At 61.2% G+C, this 18232-nt stretch carries 17 protein-coding genes; 6 read left to right on the forward strand and 11 right to left on the reverse strand.

Features of this window, described 5'->3' with window-relative positions; all coding sequences use genetic code 11:
* Positions 1–61 precede the first annotated feature (61 nt).
* Positions 62–583, forward strand: coding sequence for an outer membrane protein assembly factor BamE (locus tag AKL28_RS11995; RefSeq protein WP_050468370.1), 522 nt, complete (start codon positions 62–64; stop codon positions 581–583).
* Between the two features lie 102 nt (positions 584–685).
* Here the strand turns inward: AKL28_RS11995 and AKL28_RS12000 are convergent, their stop codons facing one another.
* From AKL28_RS12000 to AKL28_RS12015, 4 genes are all read right to left on the reverse strand, one after another.
* Positions 686–2038: a GntP family permease gene (locus AKL28_RS12000; protein ID WP_050468371.1), complete on the reverse strand. Its 1353-nt coding sequence runs from the start codon at positions 2036–2038 to the stop codon at positions 686–688.
* A 134-nt stretch (positions 2039–2172) separates the two neighbouring features.
* Positions 2173–2556, reverse strand: coding sequence for a RidA family protein (locus tag AKL28_RS12005; protein WP_050468372.1), 384 nt, complete (start codon positions 2554–2556; stop codon positions 2173–2175).
* A gap of 106 nt (positions 2557–2662) precedes the next feature.
* A complete protein-coding gene (locus AKL28_RS12010) occupies positions 2663–4177 on the reverse strand; it encodes an N-acyl-D-amino-acid deacylase family protein (RefSeq protein WP_050468373.1) in 1515 nt (504 codons plus the stop codon).
* Between the two features lies 1 nt (position 4178).
* A complete protein-coding gene (locus AKL28_RS12015) occupies positions 4179–5063 on the reverse strand; it encodes a MurR/RpiR family transcriptional regulator (RefSeq protein WP_050468374.1) in 885 nt (294 codons plus the stop codon).
* Positions 5064–5211: 148 nt separating this feature from the next.
* On the opposite strand from AKL28_RS12015, the gene AKL28_RS12020 reads away from it, so the two are divergent.
* Complete coding sequence (locus tag AKL28_RS12020) at positions 5212–6504, forward strand: amino acid deaminase (RefSeq protein ID WP_050468375.1); 1293 nt, start codon at positions 5212–5214, stop codon at positions 6502–6504.
* 28 nt (positions 6505–6532) lie between these two features.
* Positions 6533–7453 (forward strand): sugar kinase, encoded by a 921-nt coding sequence (locus tag AKL28_RS12025; RefSeq protein WP_050468376.1) that lies wholly within the window; start codon positions 6533–6535, stop codon positions 7451–7453.
* A 48-nt stretch (positions 7454–7501) separates the two neighbouring features.
* Here AKL28_RS12025 and AKL28_RS12030 read toward each other — a convergent pair whose 3' ends face one another.
* Positions 7502–8839, reverse strand: coding sequence for a tetratricopeptide repeat protein (locus tag AKL28_RS12030; protein WP_050468377.1), 1338 nt, complete (start codon positions 8837–8839; stop codon positions 7502–7504).
* 229 nt (positions 8840–9068) lie between these two features.
* Positions 9069–10613 (reverse strand): aminotransferase-like domain-containing protein, encoded by a 1545-nt coding sequence (locus AKL28_RS12035; RefSeq protein ID WP_050468378.1) that lies wholly within the window; start codon positions 10611–10613, stop codon positions 9069–9071.
* A gap of 336 nt (positions 10614–10949) precedes the next feature.
* Between AKL28_RS12035 and AKL28_RS12040 the strand changes: the two genes are divergently transcribed.
* From AKL28_RS12040 to AKL28_RS12050, 3 genes are all read left to right on the forward strand, one after another.
* Complete coding sequence (locus tag AKL28_RS12040) at positions 10950–11303, forward strand: hypothetical protein (protein WP_050468379.1); 354 nt, start codon at positions 10950–10952, stop codon at positions 11301–11303.
* 165 nt (positions 11304–11468) lie between these two features.
* Positions 11469–12974, forward strand: a complete 1506-nt coding sequence (locus tag AKL28_RS12045; protein WP_050468380.1) for a sensor domain-containing diguanylate cyclase — start codon at positions 11469–11471, stop codon at positions 12972–12974.
* Between the two features lie 3 nt (positions 12975–12977).
* Complete coding sequence (locus tag AKL28_RS12050; protein WP_050468381.1) at positions 12978–13703, forward strand: alpha/beta fold hydrolase; 726 nt, start codon at positions 12978–12980, stop codon at positions 13701–13703.
* A gap of 193 nt (positions 13704–13896) precedes the next feature.
* Here AKL28_RS12050 and AKL28_RS12055 read toward each other — a convergent pair whose 3' ends face one another.
* From AKL28_RS12055 to AKL28_RS12075, 5 genes are all read right to left on the reverse strand, one after another.
* Positions 13897–14421 (reverse strand): hypothetical protein, encoded by a 525-nt coding sequence (locus AKL28_RS12055; protein ID WP_050468382.1) that lies wholly within the window; start codon positions 14419–14421, stop codon positions 13897–13899.
* Positions 14422–14636: 215 nt separating this feature from the next.
* Positions 14637–15503 (reverse strand): CDP-diacylglycerol--serine O-phosphatidyltransferase, encoded by an 867-nt coding sequence (gene pssA, locus AKL28_RS12060; RefSeq protein WP_050468383.1) that lies wholly within the window; start codon positions 15501–15503, stop codon positions 14637–14639.
* A gap of 74 nt (positions 15504–15577) precedes the next feature.
* Positions 15578–16222, reverse strand: a complete 645-nt coding sequence (locus tag AKL28_RS12065) for a phosphatidylserine decarboxylase (protein WP_050468384.1) — start codon at positions 16220–16222, stop codon at positions 15578–15580.
* Positions 16223–16447: 225 nt separating this feature from the next.
* The gene (locus AKL28_RS12070; RefSeq protein ID WP_231602411.1) at positions 16448–16966 is read right to left on the reverse strand and encodes a vesicle formation protein; all 519 of its coding nucleotides are present in this window, start codon (positions 16964–16966) and stop codon (positions 16448–16450) included.
* Positions 16967–17079: 113 nt separating this feature from the next.
* Complete coding sequence (locus tag AKL28_RS12075; RefSeq protein WP_050468386.1) at positions 17080–17850, reverse strand: SIMPL domain-containing protein; 771 nt, start codon at positions 17848–17850, stop codon at positions 17080–17082.
* Between the last annotated feature and the right edge of the window lie 382 nt (positions 17851–18232).

Consider the following 18232-nt stretch of genomic DNA (forward strand, 5'->3'; position numbering starts at 1 on the left):
ACGCAACTTTCCCGGCAACACTACAATGCCGGAATGACAATAAACTTCAGGACGACAAGCCATGCATACCCTATTTTCCCTCCGCCGCCCGCGCATGATGCTGGCGGCCGCGCTCGCCGCCGCTTCGATGCTGACCGGATGCGCATCGCTGTTCCAGCCGCCGGTCGCGCCTGGCGAAGCTGAAGAGCAAGTCCTGGCCCGCCTGGGGCCGCCGACCAACGTTTACCAGGATGGCAATACCCGCCTGTTCGAATACGGCGCCGGCGCCTTCGGCCAATACCAGTACATGGCCCGCATCGGCCCCGACCACCGGCTGGTTTCCTATGAGCAAGTCTGGACCATTGAAAACTTCCGCGCGATCCGCGTCGGCCAGGACACGAAAGAAGACGTGCTGCGCCGAGTCGGCCGGCCGACCGAGATCACCCGCTATGCGCGTATCCCGTACGAAGCGTGGAACTACGGCTTCAAGGAAAGCGGTGTGTGGAACTCACAGATGACGGTCTATTTCACCGACCAGGGCATCGTGCAGAAAGTGGAAAACGGCCCCGATCCGCGTTTCGATGATTCGCGCTTCCCCTTCTGATCCCCGTATCGCCACGTCCCCTCCGCACCAAAGAAAAAGGCCGCACATGCGGCCTTTTCCAATACTGCGCCCATCACGGCGACAGGATGATGCTACGCCGGATCAGATCACGGTCGCCAGCGCCAGCGTGAACAGCAGCGCCACCACGGAGACGATGGTTTCCATCACGGTCCAGGTCTTGAAGGTTTGCGGCACGGTCATGTTGAAGTATTCCTTGACCAGCCAGAAACCGCCGTCGTTGACGTGCGACAGGATCAGCGAACCGGCGCCGGTAGCCAGCACCATCAGCTCGGGACGGGTGCCCGGGATGCTGGCGACGATCGGCGCCACGATACCGCAGGCCGTGGTCATCGCCACGGTGGCCGAACCGGTTGCCACACGGATCAGCGCAGCCACGAACCAGCCCAGCAGCAGCGGCGACAAGTGCGCATCGGTAGCGATGCCGACGATGGCCTTGGACACGCCGCCGTCCATCAGGATGCGGCCGAAGCCGGCGCCGGCGCCCACCACCAGGGTGATGCTGGCGATCGGCGCCAGGCACTCGTTGGTGAACTTGAGGATCTGGTCGGCGCCGAAGCCGCGCGCCTTGCCGAACGTCCAGAAACTGACCAGCGTGGCGATCAGCAATGCGATCACCGAGTTGCCGATCAGGCGCAGGAAGTCGTTGGCGAAGGTCTTGGGCGCGAAGAACAGGTCGGCCCAGCTACCGATCAGCATCAGCACCACCGGCAACAGGATGGTGAACAGCGTGATGCCGAAGCCCGGCAGTTGACGGTCCTTCTTGTGTTCTTCGACGAACTGCGCGATCAGCGGGTTATCCGGATTGGGGATGACCACCTTGGAGATCAGCTTGCCGAAGATCGGGCCGGCAATGATCGCCGTCGGAATACCGACGATCAGCGCATACATGATGGTGCGGCCGATATCGGCGCTATACGCAGTCACCGCCAGCAGCGCCGCCGGGTGCGGCGGGATCAGGCCGTGCACCACGGACAGGCCGGCCACCATCGGGATGCCGACCAGCACCATGTTGGTGCCGGTGCGCTTGGCCACGTTGAAGGCGATCGGCACCAACAGCACGAAACCGACTTCGAAGAACACCGGCAAGCCGACGATGAAGGCCACGACCATCATCGCCCAGTGCACGTTCTTCTCGCCGAAAGCCTTGATCATCGTATTGGCGATGCGCTCGGCGCCGCCCGACTCGGCCATCATCTTGCCCAGCATCGTGCCCAGGCCCACCACCAGGGCAATGTGCCCCAGCGCCCCGCCAACGCCGGTTTCGAAGGCCTTGACGATATTGCCCATCGGCATGCCCACGGCCAGGCCCAGCACCAGCGAGACGACGATCAGGACGATGAACGGATTCATCTTGAATTTTGCGATCAGCACGATCAGTGCGATCACTGCTACCAGTGCGTACACCAGCAGCGCAGTTCCTTGTACAGCCTCCATCTGGCTCTCCTCTTCAGAAGGTAAAAACACCTGCCGGCATACAGCTCCCCTGCCGGCTCTTTATTTAAGTCTCCAACTCATCAACATCTGCGGCGAAGCGTCTTGACCCCGCTCCGCCACCGGTACGTCGCCGATCAGCGCTTGAACGCCACGCAATCGACCTCGACCTTGCAATCCACCACCATGCTCGACACCACACAGGCACGCGCCGGCGGATTGGCGCCGAAGTATTCCTTGAACACCTTGTTGAAGGATTGGAAGTCGCGCGGGTCGTCCAGCCAGACGCCGCAACGCACCACGTGTTCCGGGCCGTAACCGGCTTCCTTCAGGATCGCCAGCACGTTCTGGATGGCCTTGTGCGACTGCGCGACGATGCCGCCGTCAATCACTTCGCCATTTTCCATCGCCACCTGGCCGGATACATACAGCCAGCCGTCGGCCGCCACCGCGCGGGCAAACGGCAAATGCTGGCCGCCGGTACCGCTGCCGCCTTCCACACCAAATCGTTGAATGCTCATTACTGCTCCTTTGCTAAAAAATGAATGCGCCTGTGGCAGGGCATTCGGTTTGCGATTGGCTTTTACGTTTTTTGTTTTTCGAATTCCTGCTGATACCGCCCAACGCTTAAACGTGCGCGAAGGCCCGCTCCGCTTCCGTCTCGCGCGGCTGGCGCGCCAGGAAACGCCCGGCGCGCTCGCCGGTGGCTTTCTTGTCGCTGCCGCGATAGGCCAGCTTGCCATTGACCCAAACCGCATCGATGCCATGCGCCGGCTGCATCGGGTCGGTGAAGCTGGCAGCGTCGCGCACGGTATCGGCATCGAACAGCACCAGGTCGGCCCAATAGCCTTCCCGCACGAAGCCGCGCTCGTGCAAGCCGAAACGCAGCGCCGACAGGCCGGTCATCTTGCGCACCGCAGCCGCCAGCGAGAACAGCTTCTGTTCGCGGCTGTAATAGCCGAGCACGCGCGGGAAAGCGCCCCACAGGCGCGGGTGCGGCAACGGATCGTTAGGCAGGCCATCGGAACCGACCACGGTGGCCGGATGGGACAGGATGCGGTTGACGTCATCGTCCGACATGCAGTGGTAGACGGCGCCGGCCGGCATCAGGCGGGCGGCCGCGGCATGCAGGTCGACCTGCCATTCGGCGGCGACCTGCTTGAGCATCTTGCCGCCTTGTTCCGGATGCGGCTCGGACCAGGTGACCTGGATATCGTAAGCGTCGGTCACCTGCTTGAGGTCCAATGTCGACGAGCTGGCGGTATAGGGATAGCAGTCGCAGCCGACGTGCTGATGCTTGCCGGCCAATTCCAGCGCCTTGAGCACTTCGCCGCTGCGTCCCCAGTTCTCGACGCCGGCGCACTTCAGGTGCGAAATCACCACCGGCACGCGCGCATGCTTGCCGATGCGGAATGCCTCATCCATGGCATCGAGGATGTCGGCGAATTCGCTGCGCAGGTGGGTGGCGTACATGGCGCCGAACTCGGCCAGCGGCTCGGCCAGCGCCAGTACTTCGGCGGTGGGCGCGTTGATCGCGTTGCCGTAGGCCAGGCCGGTGGACAGGCCCAGCGCGCCGTGCTCCAGCGCCTCGTTCAGTTGCGCGCGCATGCCGGCGATCTCTTGCTCGCTGGCGGCGCGGTCGAGGCGGTCCATATGGTTGTTGCGCAGTGCCGTATGGCCGACCAGTGCAGCGACGTTGATCGATGGCTGCGCGGCATTGACCGCCGCCACATAACTGGCGAAGGTCGGGTAATGGAAAGCCTCGGACTTGCCCAGCAAGTTCATCGGATCGGGCGGATCGCCCTTGAGGCTCACCGGCGCGGCGCTGATGCCGCAATTGCCGACCACCACGGTCGTCACGCCCTGCGACAGCTTGGGAAACATCTCGGGGGTGCGGATGACGTTGGTGTCGTCATGCGTATGCACGTCGATGAAGCCGGGCGAGAGCACGCGGCCGGTAGCGTCGATGGTGGTGTCCGCCTGCCAGCCGGACAATTGGCCGATAGCGGCGATGCGGCCGGCCGTCACGGCGACATCCGCCGCGACAGGATCAGCGCCGGTACCATCAATGACGAGGGCGTTGCGGATCAGCGTATCGCAATGGCCGGTGGCAGATGTGGAATTGGAATTGGCAAGGGTCATATCAGTCTCCCAGCGGCTGGTGGCGATCGCCTCCGCCGCGATGCGTGTCGAGCACGTATTTCAGCCGGCGCAGGCGCTCCTGGCTGTTCTCTTTCTGCAGCAGGGCAAGCTCCAGCACCAGCATGTCGAGCGTCACCATCATGGCGTAGCGTGATGAGGACGGTTTGAAAATCAGGTCGGTTTCCAGCGTCTTGATCGGCAGCAGCACATCGGCCATCTTCGCCAGCGGCGAACCGAGTGCGGTAATGGCGATCATCTTGACGCCATATTCGCGCGCCACCTCGCAATTGGCCAGCAGTTCAGGCACATTGCCGGTAGCGGAAAACACCAGCAGCACGTCGTTCTTTTCCAGCGTGGCGGCCACCATCTTTTGCAGCATGGCATCGTGATAGGTCGCCACCGGGCGCCCCAGGCGCACCAGGCGATAGCGCGCCTCGTCGGACATCATGGTGGAACCGCCGCCCATGCCGAAACAGTAGATCATGCGGGCATCGCGCAGGAGGCCGGCGGCTTCCATCAGCATGTCCGGATTGAGCATGGCGCGGTTGAGCTCCAGCACCGCGTGGATATCGTTGTAGACCAGATCAGCCAGTTCCGGCGGCTGCGCGGAAGGCGCGGCCTTGGCGCCGTCGAAGAAGCGCTGCCCCACCGCCACCGCCTGCGCCAGCAGGAACTTGAACTCACGCACGTCGCGGCAGCCCATGGCCTTGGCGAAACGTGTCACGCTGGCTACGGATACGCCGGCCTTGGACGCCAATTCACCGATGCTGGCGCTGGCGGCCGACGACAGGTCGCCCAGGATGGCCTCGGCCACCTTCTGTTCGGCCAGGCGCAGCGTGCTGCTGCGCTCGGTGATGCGGGAGACGATGTCGAAAGTGTGGGCCATGAAATCAAGTCGAAGATTTGCGTATGCTGTGCCGCAGCTTGCGGAATATGTTTTCCGGAAACAATTTATGTTATTTACTAACACGCTTAAAACATAGTAAATTCAAGGGTATTATTACGTCAATCCAATTTTTACAGGAATAATTGCGATGAATGATACAAACTACCAAATTGCTTATCAGACCGGCATCATCGACCCTGTAAACAAGGGCCTGGGCTCCCTGGAGCAGCCGCTGGCGCCGCAGCAGGCAGGTTCGGTCAAGTGGAACCTGCTCAATGAAGACATCAGCCTCCCGACCGCCGTTCTCTACGAAGAAAAACTCGCACACAACCTCAAGTGGATGCAGGACTTCGTCGGCCAATACAAGGTAAAGCTGGCGCCGCACGGCAAGACCACCATGGCGCCCAAGCTGTTCAAGCGCCAGCTCGACACCGGCGCCTGGGGCATCACCCTGGCCACCGCACACCAGACCCTGGCCGGCTACCGCCATGGCGTGCGCCGCGTGATCATGGCCAACCAGCTGGTAGGCAAGCGCAACATGGCGATCATCTCGGAGCTGCTGGCCGATCCCTCTTTCGAATTCTTTTGCCTGGTGGACTCGGCCGACCTCGTCGACCAGCTCGGCCGTTTCTTCGCCGAACGCAAGCAAACCCTGAACGTGCTGCTGGAGCTGGGCCCGGCCGGCGGGCGCACCGGCGTGCGCAATGACGAGCAGCAAGCCGCCGTGCTGGAAGCCGTCAAGCGCTGGGACAGCATCGCGCTGGCCGGCGTGGAAGTGTATGAAGGCGTGCTCAAGGAAGAAGTGGACATCCGCACATTCCTGCAGCGCGCAGTGGCCTGTGCCAAGGCGCTCGCGCAGCAAGGCCTGCTGGCCAAGCGCGTGGCGCGCGGCCCGGCGGTGCTGACCGGCGCCGGTTCGGCCTGGTACGACGTGGTGGCAGAAGAGTTCGCCCAGGCCGACATCGGCGTGCCGCTCGACGTGGTGCTGCGCCCCGGCTGCTACCTGACGCACGACGTCGGCATCTACCGCGCCGCGCAGGCGCAGATCCAGGTACGCAACCCGGTCGCGCACAGCATGCGCAGCCAGCTGCAACCGGCGCTGCAGCTGTGGGCCTACGTGCAATCGATCCCCGAAACCGACAAGGCCATCATTGCGCTGGGCAAGCGCGATGCCGCCTTCGATGCCGGCCTGCCGCTGCCGGTCGCGCGCTTCCGCCCGGGCAACGACAGCCAGCCGTCGGCCACGCCCGCGCACTGGGAAGTGACCGGCATGATGGACCAGCACGCCTACCTGAAGATCGCCGCCGGCGACGACATCAAGGTCGGCGACATGATCGCCTTCGACATCTCGCACCCCTGCCTGACCTTCGACAAGTGGCGCCACCTGCCGGTGGTGGACGGGAAGTTCGACGTGATCGACATCGTCCAGACCTTCTTCTGACCCATCCACAGCCAGCACAGTCAAGAACATGAGCAACAAGATCCTCGCCTACGGCGAAGCCATGGTGGAATTCAACCAGAGCATTTCCCAGTCGCGCAATTATCTGGAAGGCTTCGGCGGCGACACCTCCAACTTCGCCATCGCCGCCGCCCGCCAAGGCGCCGATTGCGCCTACATCAGCGCGGTCGGCGACGACCACTTCGGCCGCAACCTGCTGGACCTGTGGCAGACGGAAAAGGTCGGCACCGAGCATATCAGCGTCGTCCCGGGCGCCTCGACCGGCATCTACTTCGTCACCCATGACGGGGCCGGCCACCACTTCCACTACCTGCGCGCCGGTTCTGCCGCCAGCCGCTACACGCCGCAGCAATTGCCGCTGGACGACATCGCCCGGGCCCATGTGCTGCACTTGTCCGGCATCAGCCTAGCCATCAGCGAAAGCGCCTGCGACAGCGGCCTGGCCGCGATGGCCCACGCGCGCAAATCCGGCGTACTGACATCGCTGGACACCAACTTGCGCCTGCGCCTGTGGCCGCTGGAACGCGCCCGCGAGAAGATGGTCGAGGCCTTCAAGCTGTGCGACATCTGCCTGCCAAGCTGGGAAGACGTTTCCATGCTGACCGGCCTGGAAGACCGCGACGCCATCGTCGACCAGTTGCTGTCGTATGGTGTCAAGCTGGTGGCGTTCAAGCTGGGCGAGCAAGGCTGCTATGTCGCCACGCCCGACGAACGCCGCATGGTGGCGCCGTATCCCGTGCAGGCGTTGGACGCCACCGGCGCCGGCGACTGCTTCGGCGGCGCCTTTGTGGCGGAATTGGTGGCGGGCCGCGATCCTTTCAGCGCCGCGCGTTACGCCAATGTGGCGGCGGCGCTGTCGACCACCGGCTACGGTGCGGTCGAGCCCATCCCAAGCCGCCAGAAAGTCGAAGCGGCCCTGAAGGCCGCCTGATATCCATTGCGTTTTAGGGCGGGTTGCCGGTTTGCCCGGCAACCCAAGCTACCCCAGGCGTTTCGCCACGAACAGTATGCCGGCCACCGACTGCCGGATCTCCTCGCGCAGGATCTGGTCGCTGTCGTGCACCACTTCCATTCCGCTGTTTTTCAAATGCTGGCGCACATAGTCGCGGCTGTGCCGATAGCGTCCGCTGGCGTGCAGGCAAAAGCCTGATGGCGCCGTATCCTGCGGCTCGACCGCTTCCACCGTGAAGATGAAATAGCCGTCCTTGCGCAGCGCGCCGGCAACCTGCCTGAACACGACGCCAAGGTCGCCGAAGTAGATCATGGTGTCGGCTGCCGCCACTAGGTCGCAGGACAAGGGATGGCGGCTCAGGTAATCGCCGATCTCGGCCTTTTCGAGATGGGCATAATGCCCGCCGGCCCGTGCCTTCTCCAGCATCTTGCCCGCCAGGTCGACGCCGGTGATCGTATGCGCGAACGGCGCCATGTAGGGGCCGCACAGGCCGGTGCCGCAACCGATATCGAGCGCCTCGAACTGGCGCGCAGGCTGTGCCACCAAGGCCAGGCCCTCGCCGATCAGGCGGGGACCGCGGTAACCCAGGCTCTCCAGCAGGTTGGATTCGAAGGTATCGGCGTAGTGGTCGAAGTGGAATTCGATATAGCGGTCCGATGCGCGCTCAGGCACATCCAGTTGCGAACATGCGGCCAGCATGTGAGCCGCGATCGGATTGCCCGGTTCTTCCTCCAGCCAGGCGCGGTAAGCCTGTGCGGCTTCCTGCAGACGGCCGAGGAAGTAGAAGGAAATCCCCAGCATCTGCTTGGACTTGCCTTCCAGCGGCGGCAGCACGTAGGCGCGGCATTGGTAATGAGAGGCCTGCATCTTGTCGCCTGCCGCCTCATGGATATTGCCCAGGTGGAGCAAGGCCGGGACGAATTCGGGATCGATCTCCACCACGCGCAGGAAAGACTGTGTTGCGTCTTCTTGCTTGCCTTGCTGCAGTTGGGCGGCGCCGAGGTTATTCCAGATCGTATGGTCGCCGGGAGCGATGGCCAGCGCATCGCCGTAGGCTTGCTCGGCCTCATCGAAGCGGCCAAGCGCAAACAGCACATTGCCGAGGTCGTTTTGCCAGCCCGCATCCTCAGACTCGAGGGCGCAGGACAGCATCAGTTTTTCGACAGCTTCATCGTGCCGACCGACCTGATGCAGGTAAATACCGAAGTAATGCAGCGCCAGCGGCTGGATCGGGTCCTGTTCCAGCACCGCCTCATAGACGGCGGCAGCGGCGTCCAACTGCCCCGCCATGTGGGCATCGATGGCTTGTCGCAGCGAGGCCAGATGCTCCGGATTGTCGTTAGAAAGCGATTCAGGCGATTGCATTAAGGAGTCCCCGATCAATGGCGGCAATGTTGTGCCAGTGTACATCGTCTTTACATTTTCCTTACTCATGTAAACGACAAATGCGCACGCAATGGCCACTGCATGGCGGGCCATTTTTTCCAATCTTTCGGGGGGAGACTTTTCAAGCGCGGCGAGTCCTGCCAGAACGGCGTGGCTGAAAAAAAAGCCGCTTACAAAAGCAGCTTTGGAGATACATCAAATAAACCTGTCAGGCTGCCAGGCTATGCCCGATCTGGCCCAACTGGCGCAAGGCCTGATCCAGTTCACGGGTGAAGGGATGGCCGCAGCAGATGCGCAGGAAATGCCCATAACGGTTGGAGTTGGAAAAGATCGCGCCAGGCGATACCCCGACGCCCTCCGCCAGCGCCTGCTCAAACAGGCGCTGCGAGCACACCTGCGAGGGCAGTTCCACCCACATGCCGACGCCACCGCTGGGCACGGTCAGGCGCGTGCCTTCCGGGAAGTACGCAGCGATCGATTCAGCCATGCGCTCGCGCTGCTCCTTGAGCAGCTCGCGCAGACGCCGCAGATGGCGGTCGTAAGCCGGACTGGCAAGAAAATCGGCGGCCGTGATCTGGGTCCACTCCTCATTGGCGCGGGTATGGGTGAACTTGAGCATCATCACCCGCTCATGCCAACGGCCGCCGTTCATCCAACCCAGGCGCATGCCCGGCGCCAGCACCTTGTTGAGCGAAACGCAATAGATCACATTGCCGCTGCGGTCGCGGCTCTTGAGCGTCGAAGGCGCCACATTGCCATCGGCCAGCTCGGTGTAGGCGTCATCCTCGATCAGCGGCAGATGCAATTCTTCGCACAGGCGCACCAGCTTATCCTTGTTGACATCGGGCATGATGCAACCGAGCGGGTTCTGCAGGTTGGGCACGACCACCACGGCCTTGATATTGCCGTAGGTGCGCACTGCCAGTTCCAGCGCCTCGGCCGAAATCCCCGTATGCGGGCTGGTCGGGATCTCCAGCGCGCGCATACCGAGGTTCTCCAGTGCCTGCAACAAGCCAAAGTAGGTCGGCGACTCCACTGCGATGGTGTCGCCAGGGCCGGCGACGGCGCGCAGCGCAAGGTTGAGCGCCTCGATGCAGCCGTGCGTGACCACTACCTCATCGGCGTCGATGCGCATGCCGGCGTTGAGTGCGCGGCGCGCCACCGCCTGCCGGAACCCCTGGTTGCCATTGTGCGGCATGGCGCTGGTAAGCAGCTCAGGATGCTCGCGCAAGGCGCGCATGGCGGCCTGCTTGAGGGTATCGACGGCATATAGCTCCGGCGCGCAAGTCATTCCGGACAAGTCGATGCGCGGTGCGCACTTCTGGCGCAGCGCGATGTACTTGGAGACCTTTTCGTGGATGCCGACGTATTGGGCCGGATCGATCGCCATCAGGCTCTTGGGCTCCTGCACCGGGCGGATCGCCGAGCGGCGCGGCTGGCGCACAAAGTAGCCGGAACGGGGCCGCGCTTCCAGCCAGCCCCCCTCTTCCATATGGCGCAAAGTCTGCAAGGAAGTCGACAGGCTGACCTGGTGCTGGCGCATCAGGTCGCGCACCGATGGCATGCGGTCGCCTACCACCAGGGTGCCGGCCTGTATGGCGCCCTGATAATGCTCGGCCAGCTTACGGTACAGCGGCATGCGGGAAGCACCGGCATCGGGTACGGCGTCGGAGCCTGAAGGGGCGGAAACCGTGCCGTCGGTCAGCGCCGGCCGGGTGTCGGTAGAGTCGGGAATAAGCAGGCTGGTATCCATAACAGCATCATCTTCTTGCAGCAAAAACCAGAACAGATACAGAGTATTCGAAAAAAGACGATAACAGATTCAAAATTCACTGCCTGTTACGCCACAGTCTGTTTTTTCCTGTGCCTGTTGCGCTTTTGCCGCTCTCCTTAGACTTCAAGAACCTGTTCAACATCTCGGCGAGAGTTGGGCAAATGTCATTTCAGGATGGGATGCAAGGCGCAAAACGTAGACGGGCCGTGCGGCCCGGCGAGGCTTTGCAACGCCGCAGACCGCCTGAAAGGGCATTTGAACAAGCTCGGCGAGATGTTGAACAGGTTCTCAGAACCCAACAGACGGAGGAACATCATGCAAAGTCCAACCCCCAGCTATCCGCTAGCCAGCCAAACTGTCCGGCTGGCGCGCGGCCAGACCATGCAAGTGTGGCTGCCCGCCGGCAGCCTGGTGGTGAACAATGCATCATCGGCACGCGTCACCCAGGCGCCGCAATGGATGTTCGACCAGCTGGTAGAACGGCACAGCACCCTGAGCGATGGGCAAGCCATCGGGATCGAACACGCCGGCTGGGTGGAAATCATGACGCCGCAGGGAGGCGAAGTCCTGTGCCTGCGGCCGCAATTGCAACCATGGCCCCGGCGTCTCTTGTCGGCATGCAAGCGATTGCTGAATTGGGGACAACAAACCGCGCCTGCCGGCCAGTGACCTTATGGACGAAGACGGCGGGAAAACATTTCCCGTCGTCAATCTCCATAAACGCCGTGCTTCTGGCCACATATTTATACAAATACTTTGACCCAATATTCGAAGTTACTGCAGAGATTTCCGTAAAACCATTACACTTCCATCATCCCTCAAAGATGAAGTGTTATGCAGAACGACCATCCCTCCAATGCTTCCCCGGCTTCACGCAATCCTGCCCAGGCGTTGTCCGAGCAGGAAACCTTCGACCTGACTCCAGTTTCCCTCTGGAAAGAAGACTATAGCGGCATGAAGCGCCTGTTCGACGAATGGCGCGCACAAGGCGTAGTCGATCTGCGGGCTTACCTGAAAGAAGACCTGACGCGCGCGCAGGCTTGCGCACGCCAGATCCGCGTAGTCGACGTCAACCGCCGCACACTGGAATGGTATGAAGCGCGCGACCTGGAACACCTGGTTGCCAACCTGGACAAGGTGTTCCGCGATGACATGATCGACACGTTCATCGACGAACTGGTACAACTGTGGGAAGGCAAGCAGAACTTCTCGAGCTACACGGTCAACTACACGCTCGGCGGCAAACGGCTGGATATCCAGCTCTCCGGGCGCATCATGCCCGGCAGCGAAGAGAGCTGGGATTACATCCTGCTCGCCATCGAAAATGTCACCGAACGCGAAACGGCGCGCAAGAAGCTTTCGCGCAGCGAAAACTATGCGCGCGGCCTGTTCGAGTATTCGCCGATCTCGCTGTGGGTGGAAGACTTCAGCCAGGTCAAGCGCCTGTTCGACGACCTGCACCGCATCGGCATCACCGATTTCCGCACCTTTACCGATGTGCATCCGGAATTCGTCGAGCGCTGCATGCAGGAAATCCGCGTCATCGACGTCAACCTGCAAACGCTTTCCATGTTCGCTGCGCCGGACAAGGCGACGCTGCTGTCGCGCCTGTCGGATATCTTCCGCGACGACATGCACCACCATTTCAACGAGCAGCTGATCGAACTATGGAACGGCAACCTGTTCCATCAGCGCGAAGTGGTGAACTATTCGCTCACCGGGGACCAACTGTACGTACACCTGCAATTCTCGGTCTTCCCCGGCCACGAAGACAGCTGGGGACTGGTGCTGGTGGCGCTGACCGACATCACCGCGCGCAAGAAGGCGGAAGCCTATCTGGAATTCCTCGGCAAGCATGACGAGCTGACCAAACTGTACAACCGCGCCTACATGGTCGATGAGCTTAACCGCCTGGAGCGCAAGGGGCCCTTCCCGGTCAGCGTCATCGTGGCAGACCTGAACGGCCTGAAGGAAGTCAACGACGAGCTCGGGCACGCCGCCGGCGATGCCTTGCTGCGCCGCGTGGGCGAAGTGCTGGGCAAGGCGGTGGAACGTCCGGGCAGCGTGGCGCGCACCGGCGGCGACGAATTCGCCATCTTGCTGCCGGCCACCGACGAACGCAGCTGCGCCGCGCTGATAGAACAGATCCAGAAACTGGTCGACCTCAACAACCAATTCTATTCCGGCATCACATTAAGCCTGTCCATGGGATCGGTGACTGCCATGCCGGGCGAACGCCTGGAACACGTGGTTCAACGTGCGGACACGCTGATGTACGAGGCCAAACGCCAATATTACGCCAGCACCCCTGGCCTGGAACGCCGCCAGCCGCTGGACTGAACCATGCATTTCAAGCCGACTGCAGGCGCCAATTGCGCCATCAGGCAAGATATCGATTTGCAAGCCGGCGTGGAAACGCTGGCTTGCGACCTCATCTCCGCAAATGGCTGTGGCGCCGTGCACACCCTGTTCCTGCATGGCGCCGGGCAAAGCACCCGGGAACGCCAGTGGCCAGTACGGGAGACGCTCGCCCTGCAGGGCTGCGCCAGCGCCGCCATCGATTTTTCCGGACATGGCGACAGCACCGCACTGAGCCCCAATTCATTGGCCAAGCGCGTCGATGAGGCCCAGGCTGCGCTGGATCGTTTTACCGAGGCGCCGCGTACGGTCATCGGCGTGAGCATGAGCGGAGAGATCGCCATGCGCCTGGCCTGCCGGCCGGAAAACCGGATTACCCATCTGGTGACCATCGTCGGCGCCATCTATGATGGCGCTGCATTCAACCTCCCTTTCGGTCCCGGCTTCACCGCCGCGCTGCGACGCCCGGATAGCTGGCGCGATGCCGACTCGCTGGCGCTGATCCGTGGCTATCGCGGCCGCATCACGCTCATCCGCGCCAGCGAGGACAAGGTCATTCCAAAGGAAATTGCGGAGCTGATCGCCGCCAATGCGCATGCGGCAGAACAATGCCGCATCGTCGACTTGCCCGGCGTCGATCACCGCGTCAGCGAACGCAGCGCCCAGGATGAGGCCCTGCGTGAATTACTGGCGAAACTGATCGCGGACTAAGAACCTGTTCAAAGGCTCTGCGCGAGTGGATCAAATGCTATTTCAGGATGGGATGCAAGGCGCAAAACGCAGCCGGGCCGGTGGCCCGGCGAGGCTTTGCAACGCCGCAGACCGCCTGAAAGGGCATTTGAGCCACCGCGTCGAGACTTTGAACAGGTTCTAAGAGCCTGCCGATGACTTCGGCAAGAGCCGGTCAGGCTGTCGTGGAAAACAGCGAACCGACGATGCCCTGTGTTACGAGATCGCTCACAATGCTGTCGGTCATGTCCGGATTGGATTTGAGCAGCGCGCTCAGTTGCGAAGTAAGGCCGGTGTCCAGGCCTGTGAATTCACCGGAACCGTTATAGATGCCGGCAGCGGTGGGCGGCGATGCAATGCCGGAAAGAATGCCTTGGTCAAGCGACTGCGTGGCCTGGTTCTGGGTAGTATCGCTGGGCGCATTCTGGGCCGTGCCTGCATCCACAATGGAATTGAATACGCCCGCCGCGTTATAGATCAGTCCGTCCGTGCTGCTTGAATTGGAATTGCCCAGACTGACGATGACCGATGCATCCGCAGCCAGTTCAACCGCCTGCTGCACCGCTGCCGGGTTATCGACTGCGGCAACAGTCCCTCCGGCATTGGCGCCCGATGCCGAGCCGGTACTGCTGCCAAGACTGCTGGAACCGGTGTAAGCGGACAGGCTGCTGAGCGTATTGAGCGAAGTGTCGATAGCCATGTGAATAAGCGATGCGGGAAGCGTTACCAAGTCTGTTGCAAGCGTAGCTCAGTAAACGCTGAACAGCCAACGAAAGCCTTGGCAAAATTCTAGGAAAAATTCAGCGGCTTAACAAGGTGATTTCCCCACACCGGATGCAATCGCTGCCACCAAACAAAAACGCTCGGCAAAGCGAGCGTTTTTGAAAGACATGTCAGCTTATCGTCAGCCTTGGCTTAATGCCTATCCTCACCATGTTCGTCCGTGGTCTGGACGATACTGACCGGCTTGCCCTTCACGCGTTGCCAGACATACACCCCATATCCCGACAGGCCATACAGCACAAACAGGCCAAACAGCACCTTGGACGGATCGCTCGAAATCACCACCAGCAAGACCACTACCAGCAAGGCGGCGATGAACGGCACGGGCTTGCGGAAGTTGACGTCCTTGAAGCTGTAGAACGGCACATTGGTGACCATGGTGATACCGGCGTAGAGGGTGATGACCCAGGCGGCCCAGCTGAGGTCGGTGCCGGCAAAGCGCAGGTCGTCCATCAGCCAGACGAAACCGGCCACCAATGCCGCCGCTGCCGGGCTGGGCAAGCCCTGGAAGTAACGCTTGTCGACCACGGCGATGTTGGTATTGAATCGCGCCAGCCGCAATGCGCCGCCTGCGCAGTACACGAACGCCGCGAGCCAGCCGAGTTTGCCCATGCCGCGCAAGGACCATTCGTACACCACCAGCGCCGGCGCAGCGCCGAAAGACACCATGTCGGACAAGCTGTCGTATTGCGCACCGAACTCGCTCTGGGTATTGGTCATGCGCGCCACGCGGCCGTCCAGGCTGTCCAGCACCATGGCGACGAAAATCGCAATGGAGGCATAGTCGAACTTCAGGTTCATCGCCATCACAATGGCGTAGAAACCGCAGAACAATGCAGCGGTGGTAAACGCATTGGGCAACAGATAGATGCCGCGCGACCGCCGGCGCACCACACCCGGCCCCGCTTCATCCAGCTGCGAAGCATAGGCCTTGGGCCCGCGCAGGGATTTCGGGAAAGGGATGCCGCCTTTGGCTTTGCGTCGTCGGAAAGTTGCCATTGATGTTTATCGTTTGATATTGCAGGAAACCGCGTGAAGAAAGACTTGCTTCGCGCGGAGCGATAACGGGGGAATCAGAGTTCAGCCAGAATGGTTTCAGTGGCCGAGACCTTTTCGCCGACAGTGACTTTGGGTGTGGCGCTCAGCGGCAAATACACGTCCACGCGCGAACCGAAGCGGATAAAACCATAGCGCTGGCCGCGCGCCAGCACGTCGCCGGCTTTCACATAGCACAGGATACGGCGCGCGATCAGGCCGGCGACCTGCACGCAAGTCACGCTGTGGCCGGTGGTGGTCGTAATGGCCAGCGCATTGCGTTCGTTTTCCAGCGATGCCTTGTCGAGGTCGGCATTGACGAACTTGCCGGGGAAATACTGGACAGTCTCAATCTTGCCGTCCACCGGCGCACGATTGGAGTGGACGTTGAAGACGTTCATGAACACGCTGATCTTCAGCGCTTCACGGTCGGTATAGGGGTCATGGGCACGGGCTACCACCACGATCCGGCCATCCGCCGGCGACAACACGGCATTGGCTTGCTGCGGGATCACGCGCGGCGGATCGCGGAAGAACTGCAATACGAACAGTGCGATGATCCACAAGGGCAGCGACCAGGCGCCGCAAAAGAAGGTCGTCACCAGTGCGACCACGACGGCGATCGTCAGGAATGGCCAGCCTTCACGGGCGATAATGGGATGGGGATAGTGGTTATTGTTCAATGTTGCTCCAATGATCGCGGAAATTTCAAAAGTAAAAGCGTGCTTATTCTAGTCCAGCCCCTGCCAAATGCAACGAAATGCAACCATCACAGGCGCAAAGAACGGGCTTTGCGGCCGGATTTATCTCTGTTTGCATGAGATTGGCCTGGAAATGCAGGGCCAGGAACCGATCGGCCGGCATTTCGCACTGCGATGCCTGCCGCGCTCCTGCTGTATTTACCTGGCTCAGGGACGCGCTGCGGCCCGCACGAAGGAGAACTTCAACTCATTGCGCGACACATTGATGCCGGACTGGATACTGGTGACCTGCATCTGCCCCACCATCACCACCACCCCCGCGTCGCCATAATCGAAACCGGTGACTTCCATGCTACGCCGCAGATTGCCCTGGGTACGCTCTTCAGGCTTGTCATTGATGATGCCCGGCGCTTGCTTCAACAAAGGCTGGCAGGCTTTGATCTCGCCCACCATGCGCTGGTAGGCCTGGCCCAGTTCGACCGGCGTGGCGAACCGCCAGACGCAGGAGTAACCGGCGGAGTCGCCGCTGATGGCGCAACTGCGCGCGCCGTCCAGCAGGAAGTTGGAACCGTATTCCTTTCCGACGCCTTCCTTGCCCTCTTTTTTCCAGCCGTCAAAATGGGATTGCGACTGCTGATAGGCGGCGCCCATATCCGCGCAGATGTCGGCATGCGCCAATCCGATCGACAACAGGCCGGTTGCCAGAAACACGGAGAAATTTTTCATTACCCGCATGATGGGCCCTAAAAACGGAAAAGAGGCCGATTATAGCCTCCCTTCCTGTCGTGCCTGGCCGTCATGTCATGACCGGGGCAACCGATTGCGAATGATGTGTCCGCTTATTTGAAGCGCACCTTGCCGACCAGGCGCATGCTGACCGTGGACTCGCCCGGCTCAAAGCTGGGTTCGGCCACCGATGCCGCCTCCGGCGCCATGTCTGCGCGCATCATCATCGCTGCCTTGGGCATCGGCCGATCGTTGGCCGCGTAGTTGCCGGAGCCTTCAAAATCCAGCGTCTCCAGCACGGCATCCGATACCGTGCGATGCATGGAACCGGCGATGAAACCGATGCGTTCTTCCAGGTTCTTGTAGGTGGCATCGAACAGCGCCGCATCCAGCTTCTTGGTCGCGGCCGGGCTCAGGCCGAATTGCAGGCCGTTCAGGTTCAGGAGGCTCTGCGCCGACGATACCGTCTTGGGCAGGCCGGCCAAATTTTGCGTGACCACTTCCAGATACTGGCCGACGCGCCAGCCGACAATGGGGCGTGTCTTGGGGACGGCACGAGGCTGTTGCGGCGTTACCGGCTGCGGCTCAGCATAGATGGCATAGGTGTAATAGCCGTAGCTCTTGAGCGTAGCCTGCGGATCCTGACGCTTGATGATATCGATACCCTGCTTCATCTTCTGGTTCACGCGCGAAGCAGCGGCCGTTTTGTCCTTATCCTGCTCCTCGACCTGCAGCGTCACGTGTGCCTGGTCATTGGGTACACTCAATTCACCGGTGGCCGGTACCACCACCATGCTGCCGGTGGTCTGGATAGTCTGCGCCTGTGCGGCGATGCAAGCAGTCGCCAGTGCGGCGCCGAGCATCAGTTTGCGGGTAGTTGTCATATTGTCCTCGCTTGGTGTTGTTGGTGGAGCGGGTTTTGCATGATGCGCCTGGCATCATCGATCCCGGCACTTCGACGATATCGCATCACATTTAGTTCTTGCTTTGTGTGCAACAAGGCGTAACGGCGGATACAAAAACATTGTCGGGAAGCGCATCTATTCCCTCTGATCATCTATTCTTCGTCTTCGCATTTTGCCTCAAGACTTGTCGTCGAGTGTCATCATCCTGATGATGTGTTGATGCAGAACTGACTTCGACTCGGGCTACACCTGCCCTGTCGTCCTGATGCAAGGTTTGTTTATGCAGAAAAAGAAAAGGACGCCGAAGCGTCCTTTTCTCTCGTACTGAAACTAAACCAAGCTTAGTTCTTGGTCTGGTCAA

The sequence above is a fragment of the Herbaspirillum chlorophenolicum genome, assembly GCF_001189955.1.
GTDB classification, from domain to species: Bacteria; Pseudomonadota; Gammaproteobacteria; order Burkholderiales; family Burkholderiaceae_D; genus Herbaspirillum; species Herbaspirillum chlorophenolicum.

What these genes read in the sequence shown, in the direction of transcription:
- AKL28_RS11995 (WP_050468370.1), top strand. Translation starts at nt 62, where the DNA reads ATGCATACCCTATTTTCCCTCCGCCGCCCGCGCATGATGCTGGCGGCC.
- AKL28_RS12000 (WP_050468371.1), bottom strand. Translation starts at nt 2,038, where the DNA reads ATGGAGGCTGTACAAGGAACTGCGCTGCTGGTGTACGCACTGGTAGCA.
- AKL28_RS12005 (WP_050468372.1), bottom strand. Translation starts at nt 2,556, where the DNA reads ATGAGCATTCAACGATTTGGTGTGGAAGGCGGCAGCGGTACCGGCGGC.
- AKL28_RS12010 (WP_050468373.1), bottom strand. Translation starts at nt 4,177, where the DNA reads ATGACCCTTGCCAATTCCAATTCCACATCTGCCACCGGCCATTGCGAT.
- AKL28_RS12015 (WP_050468374.1), bottom strand. Translation starts at nt 5,063, where the DNA reads ATGGCCCACACTTTCGACATCGTCTCCCGCATCACCGAGCGCAGCAGC.
- AKL28_RS12020 (WP_050468375.1), top strand. Translation starts at nt 5,212, where the DNA reads ATGAATGATACAAACTACCAAATTGCTTATCAGACCGGCATCATCGAC.
- AKL28_RS12025 (WP_050468376.1), top strand. Translation starts at nt 6,533, where the DNA reads ATGAGCAACAAGATCCTCGCCTACGGCGAAGCCATGGTGGAATTCAAC.
- AKL28_RS12030 (WP_050468377.1), bottom strand. Translation starts at nt 8,839, where the DNA reads ATGCAATCGCCTGAATCGCTTTCTAACGACAATCCGGAGCATCTGGCC.
- AKL28_RS12035 (WP_050468378.1), bottom strand. Translation starts at nt 10,613, where the DNA reads ATGGATACCAGCCTGCTTATTCCCGACTCTACCGACACCCGGCCGGCG.
- AKL28_RS12040 (WP_050468379.1), top strand. Translation starts at nt 10,950, where the DNA reads ATGCAAAGTCCAACCCCCAGCTATCCGCTAGCCAGCCAAACTGTCCGG.
- AKL28_RS12045 (WP_050468380.1), top strand. Translation starts at nt 11,469, where the DNA reads ATGCAGAACGACCATCCCTCCAATGCTTCCCCGGCTTCACGCAATCCT.
- AKL28_RS12050 (WP_050468381.1), top strand. Translation starts at nt 12,978, where the DNA reads ATGCATTTCAAGCCGACTGCAGGCGCCAATTGCGCCATCAGGCAAGAT.
- AKL28_RS12055 (WP_050468382.1), bottom strand. Translation starts at nt 14,421, where the DNA reads ATGGCTATCGACACTTCGCTCAATACGCTCAGCAGCCTGTCCGCTTAC.
- pssA (WP_050468383.1), bottom strand. Translation starts at nt 15,503, where the DNA reads ATGGCAACTTTCCGACGACGCAAAGCCAAAGGCGGCATCCCTTTCCCG.
- AKL28_RS12070 (WP_231602411.1), bottom strand. Translation starts at nt 16,966, where the DNA reads ATGAAAAATTTCTCCGTGTTTCTGGCAACCGGCCTGTTGTCGATCGGA.
- AKL28_RS12075 (WP_050468386.1), bottom strand. Translation starts at nt 17,850, where the DNA reads ATGACAACTACCCGCAAACTGATGCTCGGCGCCGCACTGGCGACTGCT.